Genomic DNA, 9,530 nt, shown 5'->3' with positions numbered 1-9,530 from the left:
AATCACGCGAACCGGATGAGCCAGATCCTCTCTTAGGTCAGACCGCCAACTGGCCCAAAACCTCTGATGACGGACACTTCTACGCAAAGGTGGATTTGGTCGGAATGTAAAACCCGGCTTGTCTTGCCTCGCAGTAAATGCATGAGCAGGTCTGCATTGCGCAGACCTTCCCGTGTTGTGAGCTTGCTCATATGCCACAACAAAAAATCCAAAAAGATAAACTTTGTTTTTCAAGTCCTAAGTTGAGGTAGCTTCGCTTGTACCGCGAGAGGAGAAAGTTGGTGACAAACAATAGGCCGTTCCCACTAAGTCGAATTGCTCAGCGCATCACTCTGGCGAATATCTCATTCTTAATCTTGGCTTATTTGATGTCGCCAACCAAAGTACAAGCCCAAAGCTCACAGGCCTGCGTGGAATTAGGTTCTCCCCGGATAGAGTACGCTTCTGGATCTGAAAGCACTCGCGTTAATCAAACAATCTCAGCGACGGAACGCACGTGTCTGCCGATCCCAAACGGACCCATAACAGGACTTACAATTGGTAACTCCTCTATCACGTCCTCAGGTGAAATTGAGTTGTATGTTCCTGGCCAAAATACCGTTCCAAGCAATGCTTCAGTTTTAACTCTTCTGAATGTTGATGTCGCGGCAGGCAGCGGAGACTTTGTATCCCGGGAAGCGTTGGCAACAAACATCAACGGGAAGCTCAGAGTGAACCTCATTGGAACTTCGATTGGTTCCGGCAGATCAATGACGTTTGTTCCGTTCAACGGCGCGAATATCGACCCCACTGAAGTTTACTTCCAGTCAGACCGACCGTTAACCTACGACAACCTGACTGTTATGGGGGCTACCGAAGTGGTTTTCGGGGCGTACTATATCCAAACCCGGGTTGCTGAAGCTTCTGATTTCACACTGACGAATAGTTCGATTTCTTCAACTAGTGACATGACGATAGCCGCAGGCACGACTGTTCGGCTTGATGCCGCAAGCAGTTTGAACACCGTAAACTTTGAGAATTTTGGCACGCTTGCCGGAACGGGAACCGTGAACGCATTCAACTTCACAGTTAAGAACGGAGGGGTGCTTTCGCCGGGCTTTTCAATTGGTACGCTCAACAATAGTGGCGGAATCGCTTTTGAAACTGGGTCAAGACTTTTAAGCGAAGTCGATCCGACGGCCGGTCAGAAAGCTGACTTGGTGTCATCCAGCGGGCCCGTGACAGGGATTAACCGCGCCACCATACAAGTCGAAGCCGTTCGTCCCGGCCTGACTGCGCAGGACTATGCTGCTGGCAACGACTACACGGTTTTTCAAGCCTCGAGTTTCGATGGAAACTCCCCAACTCTTGTTGCCGGAGGATCTCTGCCCGCCCTATCCAGTCTGAGTATCTCAAACACGCCAACCGCGGACGGTAGAATCGACTTAGCGTTTTCGACCCTCTCCGTCTCGAGTTTGCCACAACATCCATCAGTTGTTGGATCTCCCAATGCAAGCAACCTTGCTGGTGCGGTGGCCAACACTACAAACACGTCACCTGGAACTAATCTGACCAATGGCTCAACCTTGGGCAACACCGTTAACACGCTTACCAATTCAGGCTTGGCTGGGTTTAACCGTGTGCACGCAGAACCCTATTCCTCCAATTTGACCGTTGGGCTTGAGCAACTTGACCTGATAACCAACACTGTGCTGAGCCACGCTGACTGCCGCAAGTATCAAGCGGTTGGCTTCAGCAATGCGGATCAACCCGTTGCAGCAGGCGAAATCGACACGGCCCAGAGCCCGAGTGGCGCAATTGACTGCTCTGATCGGCGCTGGTGGATCGACACGGCCTATGTGAGCGGGGACGTTGATGGAAGCAATGGCCTTGGGACATTCGACTATTCGCTGGGCACGATTTTGGTCGGAGCGGATGTCGCAAGCACCGATAGAGGTGTGGTCGGCGTGTACGCAGGTTTTGGGACATCCTCCATGGATGAACACGATCAAGTCGATCAGGACTTTTCGACCGACAGCTATCATGTGGGCGTGTATGGGCGTACAACAACCGGAACTTGGGAGTTCTCCGGACTGATCGGTTACATGTTCGGTGAAACTGATGCCAAGCGGAACAACCCTTCTGTTGATGGCTTTACGGGGGGCGAGGCTAAATCGGATTTGGACCAAGAGGGAATCCACGCCGGTATCCAGGCACGGAAGTTGTTTAACCTGGAGAGCGGTGCAAGGGTTTCTACGGTTTTCGGATTGAACTACGGGCGTATCCAACAAGGTTCAGGCACAGAGACTGGCGGTAGTGATTTCAATTACTCGATTGAAAAAGCGAACGCAGAATCGCTGGTCGCTTCTATTGGAATTGACTACCAGCGGGATTTCTTGACAGAGAATGGTGTGCTAACCCCAATCGCCTTTGCTCGTTACGAGTATGATTTTTTTGCCAACAAAGACAGTGAACACGAAATCACTGTCACCAGCCCGATATTTGGGACATTCACGCAAGTCGGACAAAACCGAGGCGCCAATGGTTTCGTTCTTGGGCTTGGACTGGGCTATCAGATTTCTGATCTGGCAAGACTAACGGCAGGGTATGGTTACTCAGTTCGTTCCAACGGCCAAGAGCATGGCCTCGGTGCAAACTTAAGTGTTCGGTTCTGATTAGGGTGGAGCAACGAAGAGGAGTGGTAAGTTAGCTGCAACAACTTGCGGAAGCTATCGTGGCAATGTGAGCGTCATTCTCTAGCGATCAAAATTTGGGGATATTAAAAACATAAAGCCGCGATTTCTTGGCGTCGTCTGTCAGGATATAGAGAAGCCCTCTGGTCTCATCGAGGGCGATCCCTTCGGGATGTTTAACTTCTTTTTGTTTTCCATCTTCTGTGAACGTCAAACTGATAGACTTTATGGACTTGGACTCTGGATTGTAGACGAAGATTTGACGGCCTTTGTCACTCACAATCCAAAGAGAACGTAAAGACGGGGACCATGCCAGGCCGCTCAAATCCAGTTCATCATCATCTACACGCTCGGAGATAAAACCTGCATCGCGGGCTAAAGGAATCATCTCAACAATTTCATCTAGCTCTGGTGATACGACCATTAACAACCTTGGTTGTCCCTCAATGCCAATGAAGACCCGCCCGGATTCCGGGTCGACGGCGATGCCCTCAGGTCCCTTGTTCAAAGGGTTACCGACGAGCAATTCAGCGGCGTCCGAGTAGCCTTTGAGAGATGTGAGAGAGATTGTAGTTAGTTGAATGGGGTCAGTCGGGTGAACGACTAGAATTGATCGATCAGTTTCCTGAAGTACTAAAACAGACCCATCTTTTCGTGATGCGACGCCCTCCAAATCTGATCCCGCCAATGAAGGCAGCTTGAATGAGTTTCCTAATGCCCCGTCGATTCCAAGTAGGTGCAGTTTAGGTTCAGCGTCGCTTACTGACCATAAGAAGCCTTCCGCGTTGGACAGAGACAATCCGGAAGGCTCCGAGAAGCCTTCCGATTTATCCGCCACCTTGAAGGAGTCGATGAGAGTCAAACCGGGACTCTCGGCGTGGGCGAGCTCGATCCATGCCAGAAATGAAACAGTCGCGCTTGCAAAAGAAGCTAGTGTTCCAAGCTTGGGGAAGCACCGTGAAAACCCAAGTTTCGACCGAAGTGGCTTGTATTCTGTCATTGGATCTTCTCGCGCTTGGACCACATCTCCGTATCAGCGTTCGTATCACAGTCTGGATGCGATGTCCGAAGAGTGCATTGTAATCTCTTTACCTGATCCCGACTGTTGCGATTGAATTGGACAAGAATTGTCTTTGGCGGAACGTAATCTGCTAGAGTAAGCAGGAGGGAAGTTAAGTTGAACAAGACGTTCCCACTTATGGCCGTGCTATTGATGGTGCTGTTGCCAGGCGCTGCGGTGTCACAAGTCGACCCCGCGACCTTGTTGGCCGGTACTTCGGAGTCGGAAATACTTATCGAACGACGTTGGATACAGTTTCGGGGCAAACAGGAACTGTATTTCTTTACTCTCGACGTTATCGTAACAGTCATATTGACTGGACTGATCGTTTATCACCCTGTGAGGCGGAGAGCCCGCAGAAGTGTCAGCGATATCGTCATGCCGCGACTGTTCTTCCTATACGCGCTTGTTGGCATGGCGGTTGGGTTTTTGGTCGTACAGCACGGATCGATGATCGGGTTCGTGATTTTTGGAATAGGAGCTCTGTTAAGGTTCCGATCAAATATGGATGACCCGGTCGACACGGTGGAAATGATTATAGTCACCGTGCTTGGGCTGGCGGTAGGGCTGGGCTTACCCTTGATGGCCACACTGGTGGCGGTTGTATGTTGGTGTTTCATTTGGCTCGGTGGGCGAAACAAGGGCGTGGAGATTTCGCTCAAGGCTTCAGACGAAGAGCACTCATTGAAAGTCAGCGGAGCCATTGAAACCATGGCCGCAGACGCTGGCTGGAAGCTAGTCAGAAAACACCACGTTCCGGGCAAATCTCGCGTTTCTTTGCTTTTCATCACCTCGGGTGGACTTTCGGAAGCCCGGATCGAAGAGATGATAAACGATTTGGTGCCTGAAAAAGTTGAGCTGAAACTCAACTTCTAGTCATTTAACAAGGTCCAATCGTTTCAACACGGCATTGGGGGATCTTATTTCTTTCGGAAGCGACTTGAAGTCCACCGACCTTTCGAAATCAGGCCCTCGATATACTGCTATCTCAAACTCTCCATTCAACTGGAACGTAACATGAGTGAAGCTGTGAGGTGATCTGGCTTTTGAGCCGATAAGCCGTCGCGGGCCACCTCCCAAACAAGCTTGAGAGACGTAAGCCACGCCGTCTTTCCAACCTGGATAGAAGGCATGATGGTGCCCTGACAAATGCAGAACGACACCGCTTTCCAGGTAGATTTTTTCAAGTGTTGGGTCACCGATGATTTCGCGTTCACGCTGGATCGCGAAAGGCCAAAGAGGGAGGTGACTGAAAGTGACAATCGGGTCTCCATTGGCCCCCAGCTCCTCAACTCGGTCTTGTTGGTCGCCGGATAGAGGCCCAAGGGTCGTAGCGTCCAAAGATGCAAACGTTACACCCTGCATCTCAAACGCATAGAAGAACGGGTAGTCATCCGAAACCAGGAAATCGACATCTGGCTTTCTTGGTGCCCATTCCTCTGCGTATATTTTTCTTTCACGCTCGAACCCTCGGTAGGCGGAGGCATCATGGTTTCCAGGCGTGACTGCAAATGGAATTCCGGCAGCCGCTAAAGGATCTGATACGGCCTTGTGAAACGCCTTCCACATCTCCCTGACCTGTTTGTCTGACAAATTGGGAATTCGTTGTCCCGCGACCATATCGCCCGTCGAAATCACCAGATCGGGATTAATTTCGATTATCCGCTTAATCGCCTTGTCGACGCGCGCATCGTATTTTACCGAGCCATAGCTTCCGTTCAGATCCGATATGACGATGACATCCAATGCCGCCGCTTTGCAGGTTAGCAGAGCGGTCCAAATGAACACCGCAATAAGAGCAGACCACCTACGGTTCATAACAGTCCACAGCCTCTACCTCGGTGCCGTTTCTCAAAAAGAATGCGACAGGATCCAAGTCGAACATCAAATCGCCATTTGAACAATTGTCCTGGAGGATGGACGTTGCCAGCTGGGTGTTTTTTACAACTTGTGCAATCTGCCTATCTGACAACCCAAGGCTCTGCGACAGCCAGCCGTAGACGGGACCTTGAGATTTAAGATCATTATTCAAAGAAACCAAGCGCCGATACGTACTTGGAGAGAAGTGTCGCATTTTCTCCAGCATTTGAGTGGACTTCGCGAAGTTGGCATACGCTACCCGCCCACCAGCATCGTTGTCGTTTAGATTGCTGCGACGGATCAATAACGCCTCGGCGGGAACATCTCCATCGTTTGGCTCATGGTGCTTGGCTTTCTTATGCTTCAGTTCTCCGTCTTCGACCCAATACCAATAGGGTGTGAAGTCTATGTTTCCCACGCGGTCCTGCTGGCTAAAGATGAAGTCGAGGAGCACGATCTCGGTAAGCTCTTGCATCCAAAAGGTCATCTGTTGGTCACTGACATCGGGACCGAGATCCTTGTTGATCATCCGGTCTTTACGGCCTTCTTTAACGCCCTCTGCAATTGCCTCTGGCATGGGTTTTGAAGAACGCAAAGCTAGGAAAGCGGGGGTTTCCTGAAAATCGCGGTTCTGACCTTTCCCCCATCCAGATTTGCGCGTGCCGTTGATTTCCGAGCCGTATCTATGCCCAGGACTATCAAGCAGTACACCGTATATTTGCGTTCGATCTGCGGTGAATAGATCATCGGTCGGTTGGTATGAGTTCGGGTCGGCATCCGCAGCTGCAAAGATCCGCCAGCCTTCATGGTTCATTCGCCCGCCATGAGAGCCACCAGAAATCGCAAGGCCAGGCTCTGCAACCTCGGAAAAATGCGTCTGGGCGTCCATGCTTCGCCAAACGGCGACTGGAACTTTTACAGTCGCGTCGAAATATCTGGAGAAATGATAGTAAAGCAGCGACGAGGTGGAAAAGGTTCCACTGGTGCCCTTTTGGTTCATGGTGGATTTGAATTTGGCCACCCTGTCCTTGGCTAGATCTTTCGCCGCCTTCCCCTCTTTGCAAGCGTTTCTCTCGAACTCAGAGCGCTTCCCCACGTAGGGACCTTCCGAAATATCGTAGACGGCCATTCCTGGGCTGGTGCTCCAGGTTTTTGGGCAAATGGCAATTTCGGAGGCATAGAAATCGATCTCGCAATAGGCTGTCTCTTCCTCAAGATCGCTTTTTTGATACGCGCCCGTTGGAACTTTTTCGATCCGAATGCAGCGTTCCGTAACGCCGTTGGGACTCTCAAATGTCGTGGCTTCACCGAGGACATCTTCGCTCGCCCACAAGGCAGCGGGTGCAATGAAAGCCAGTGACCCCAGAAGATTGAACTTCATTTGGATAGTCCTCCCAATATTATTTGGGGCAAATCGCCGCCTGTTGTTCGGCGGAGATCTTCAAAGTGGGGTCGACACTGAAGTTGGAGAATTTTGAGTCAATCCACTGGTCGCACCCGCCGGAACATGGGGCCCCGTTTCGGGCATCATTCCAATAATCCTTGGCCCTTTCTTCCGTCCAACCGCAAAACTGAACGAGCGCCATTGCCGACAATGCTCCCGAGGAATGAACGCCCCACATGCAGTGCACCAGAACAGGACCCTTTCCAGGGTTTTCAATCACCTCATGTATGGACGCCATGACGGCACTGGGACGGGAGGATCTGGCGCTCTGATAGTCAAAGGATCCGTTTCCACAACTGGTGCGACCGTATTCAGTGTTTTTGCCAAAGTCGGCATAAAACCCGGTTGAAAACCCTTCACCGCACAGAGTTTCGCGTTGACCTTCACTCAGGCCCGTTCGATCCTTGTCGCCGCCCTTGAAACCGGATCGATACAAGACACCGCTCAAGACCGGGCGAAAGAAAGCGACACCATCGACGCCACCGTCACCACCCTTTGAGAGCATTTGACTGCTGCTTGGACCGCCATTTCGACTGGTCACGTCAGAACTCGCAGCGGTTGCGAGAACACCAATGAATATGAGGGACGTCAAAAACCGCATGCCAGCTCCTTTCTATTTTTCAGCCTGTTATGCTCACACTTTTCCCATTTGGTAATCTATTGGAGCGGCTCATTCTCGGCAGCCGTATCAAGTGCGCGATAGACTTTCCGACCTGAAGCTTTAAATCGGCCACACCAAATTGATGATAAAGACGACCACGAAGTAGGCCAGAAAAACTTTCCAGTTCAATTGGTGTTTGTTTTCTTCGTTTATCACGCCGGCCGATTTCAATGCCAGGTTTGTTACAATTAGAGCGACGATGGTAACCGCCGCATGTGCCAAGTCGAAATGCAAACTAAAGCTCCCTTTTGCAGATATTTGATTGATGAAAAATGTGTCAGCAGTCACCTGATGGCAGCATAGTTACATCTGAGTACCTTCCCTCAGACGTCGTGATCCGAGCACATGCACCAGTATCCTTGTTAAACCAGTACGAGGTCAGCCCTTCGCTGCGGACGAGTTCAAATCCGAGACTCTGGATGCCCATTTCAGCTTGGCCCGCTCTTGCCCCTTCAAATGACGAAAGATCGCTAGAGCTGCCCACAGTTGGTGCACTTGCATCCACTGATCCACCACTGTCGTCGCATGCTGCAAGCGCAGCAATACACGCCGTGCCGATCACCAATAGGACCTTGGGTTTCATCTGTTTTTCCCTCGCTTTTTTTGACTTGCGTTCCAGGGTTTCTGATTGATCACCTATTCAATTCCGAAAATGACGTTGTAGTCGACAGAAGAGTTGCTGCGATTGATAACCTCCACAACATGATCACCGGATTGCCAAAGCTGTCCTCGATACTCCTTGTCCGCCGACATCAATCCCAACAGTTCAGAACCGTCGGGGTTACGAATGACGTAGTCCAAGGAGCCATTTCGCGGAGCGACGCGGACGTAGAGGAACTGTTCGTTCTTTGCACCGAGAACATATTGCTGGGAAGCTCCGGGGGCGAGTTGGCCAACGAGTTCAGCGCCGGTGGAACCAGCATCAAATTTGACACGCTGGCTACCGGTAGAACCGACGGCACCTGCCATGGCTCCACCGCCATCATCCATCGCCTCGACAACCGACATCTCTCCAATGCTGCCATCCTTGTACGCGATGCAGCGCCAAAGTGTTCCGCCTGCGTCTCGCAGCATGACGAGCGTACCCGCCTCTGAGAATTCTGAGCTTTCAATCGTACCTGATTGACCGTCTGGTCCTCCAACCTGCCGTAATTGGTCGATACACGCGTCATCGGCTTCTGACATTGCAAAAGCAGCTGTGCCCGCGATTACGAACATGGGTGTGAGGAGTTTGAGTAAAACGAGTTTCATCAGATGGTTCCCTGTTGGCTTGTCCTTACAGTTTTGTTCCGTACAAAGCGGAACCTCACTTTGCTTCTCGTAACTTTGACAGAAATTCATCGCATGCCTGTGCGCTGCCGACGATCTCGTCCGTCGTTTCAATTCCTTGCAGTGACGCCATTTCGGAATTTACGCGGTTGAGGATCTGATCCGCTTGCTCGGCGGTGATAAGGTTCTCGGCTTGTGCTCCTTTCAATGTGGTGCAGACACCGGCGGACAAGCCTGTCGCAACTCCGACGCCCATCGCGGCACCGCCACCCAAGGTCATCGCCCCAACCACGCCAAGGACGAGCCCGATCACAATTCCCAAGAAAACTTTTCCCATGTTTGCCTCCCTTTTGGTGAGACAGAGCTCTGCCTTCATTTCTGGTGTAAACTGCGAGCCCACCTGCAAATAAAAACCAGCGCCAAAATGTTGAGCGCCGGTGCAATCGCCGCGAACCACGGCTTGGCGGACTCCGAAATTAAGTCCGCTACAAGTATCCAAGGTAGTCCCAACGGCAGCAGGAACACTCCGGACAAAGGGTCTCGTTCCTGTCCCAACCAGCCAAA

The 9,530-nt window shown here is 51.3% G+C and carries 10 protein-coding genes; 2 read left to right on the top strand and 8 right to left on the bottom strand.

Annotated features, from left to right (window positions below; genetic code table 11):
- The first annotated feature begins 575 nt into the window (after window positions 1-575).
- Window positions 576-2,654, top strand: a complete 2,079-nt coding sequence (locus AC2FJ6_RS20705) for an autotransporter family protein (RefSeq protein ID WP_496669844.1) — start codon at window positions 576-578, stop codon at window positions 2,652-2,654.
- Between the two features lie 88 nt (window positions 2,655-2,742).
- Here AC2FJ6_RS20705 and AC2FJ6_RS20700 read toward each other — a convergent pair whose 3' ends face one another.
- Entirely contained in the window at window positions 2,743-3,672 is a 930-nt protein-coding gene (locus AC2FJ6_RS20700) for an SdiA-regulated domain-containing protein (RefSeq protein ID WP_496669842.1), read from the bottom strand.
- Between the two features lie 177 nt (window positions 3,673-3,849).
- Here AC2FJ6_RS20700 and AC2FJ6_RS20695 point away from each other — a divergent pair, with 177 nt between their 5' ends.
- Complete coding sequence (locus AC2FJ6_RS20695; RefSeq protein WP_170508314.1) at window positions 3,850-4,608, top strand: hypothetical protein; 759 nt, start codon at window positions 3,850-3,852, stop codon at window positions 4,606-4,608.
- Here the strand turns inward: AC2FJ6_RS20695 and AC2FJ6_RS20690 are convergent, their stop codons facing one another.
- The 7 genes from AC2FJ6_RS20690 to AC2FJ6_RS20660 all read right to left on the bottom strand — a co-directional run.
- The gene (locus AC2FJ6_RS20690; protein WP_170775841.1) at window positions 4,609-5,478 is read right to left on the bottom strand and encodes a metallophosphoesterase family protein; all 870 of its coding nucleotides are present in this window, start codon (window positions 5,476-5,478) and stop codon (window positions 4,609-4,611) included.
- Between the two features lie 61 nt (window positions 5,479-5,539).
- A complete protein-coding gene (locus AC2FJ6_RS20685; RefSeq protein WP_170775843.1) occupies window positions 5,540-6,973 on the bottom strand; it encodes a hypothetical protein in 1,434 nt (477 codons plus the stop codon).
- Between the two features lie 19 nt (window positions 6,974-6,992).
- Window positions 6,993-7,637: a protein-tyrosine phosphatase family protein gene (locus AC2FJ6_RS20680; RefSeq protein WP_170775844.1), complete on the bottom strand. Its 645-nt coding sequence runs from the start codon at window positions 7,635-7,637 to the stop codon at window positions 6,993-6,995.
- Window positions 7,638-7,757: 120 nt separating this feature from the next.
- Window positions 7,758-7,985, bottom strand: a complete 228-nt coding sequence (locus AC2FJ6_RS20675; RefSeq protein WP_170775846.1) for a hypothetical protein — start codon at window positions 7,983-7,985, stop codon at window positions 7,758-7,760.
- Window positions 7,975-8,280: a hypothetical protein gene (locus AC2FJ6_RS20670; RefSeq protein ID WP_170775848.1), complete on the bottom strand. Its 306-nt coding sequence runs from the start codon at window positions 8,278-8,280 to the stop codon at window positions 7,975-7,977. The genes AC2FJ6_RS20675 and AC2FJ6_RS20670 overlap by 11 nt, the downstream gene beginning before the upstream one ends.
- Before the next feature lie 53 nt (window positions 8,281-8,333).
- Window positions 8,334-8,948 (bottom strand): hypothetical protein, encoded by a 615-nt coding sequence (locus AC2FJ6_RS20665; RefSeq protein WP_170775850.1) that lies wholly within the window; start codon window positions 8,946-8,948, stop codon window positions 8,334-8,336.
- Window positions 8,949-9,003: 55 nt separating this feature from the next.
- Window positions 9,004-9,530 (bottom strand): hypothetical protein (locus AC2FJ6_RS20660; protein ID WP_496669840.1); only part of this gene is annotated, 527 nt, incomplete at its 5' end.

Source organism: Ruegeria sp. CDSA089 (assembly GCF_059612205.1).
This window is presented reverse-complemented; position numbering and strand designations above follow the sequence as displayed.

What these genes read in the sequence shown, in the direction of transcription:
- AC2FJ6_RS20685 (WP_170775843.1), bottom strand. Translation starts at nt 6,973, where the DNA reads ATGAAGTTCAATCTTCTGGGGTCACTGGCTTTCATTGCACCCGCTGCC.
- AC2FJ6_RS20665 (WP_170775850.1), bottom strand. Translation starts at nt 8,948, where the DNA reads ATGAAACTCGTTTTACTCAAACTCCTCACACCCATGTTCGTAATCGCG.
- AC2FJ6_RS20680 (WP_170775844.1), bottom strand. Translation starts at nt 7,637, where the DNA reads ATGCGGTTTTTGACGTCCCTCATATTCATTGGTGTTCTCGCAACCGCT.
- AC2FJ6_RS20670 (WP_170775848.1), bottom strand. Translation starts at nt 8,280, where the DNA reads ATGAAACCCAAGGTCCTATTGGTGATCGGCACGGCGTGTATTGCTGCG.
- AC2FJ6_RS20700 (WP_496669842.1), bottom strand. Translation starts at nt 3,672, where the DNA reads ATGACAGAATACAAGCCACTTCGGTCGAAACTTGGGTTTTCACGGTGC.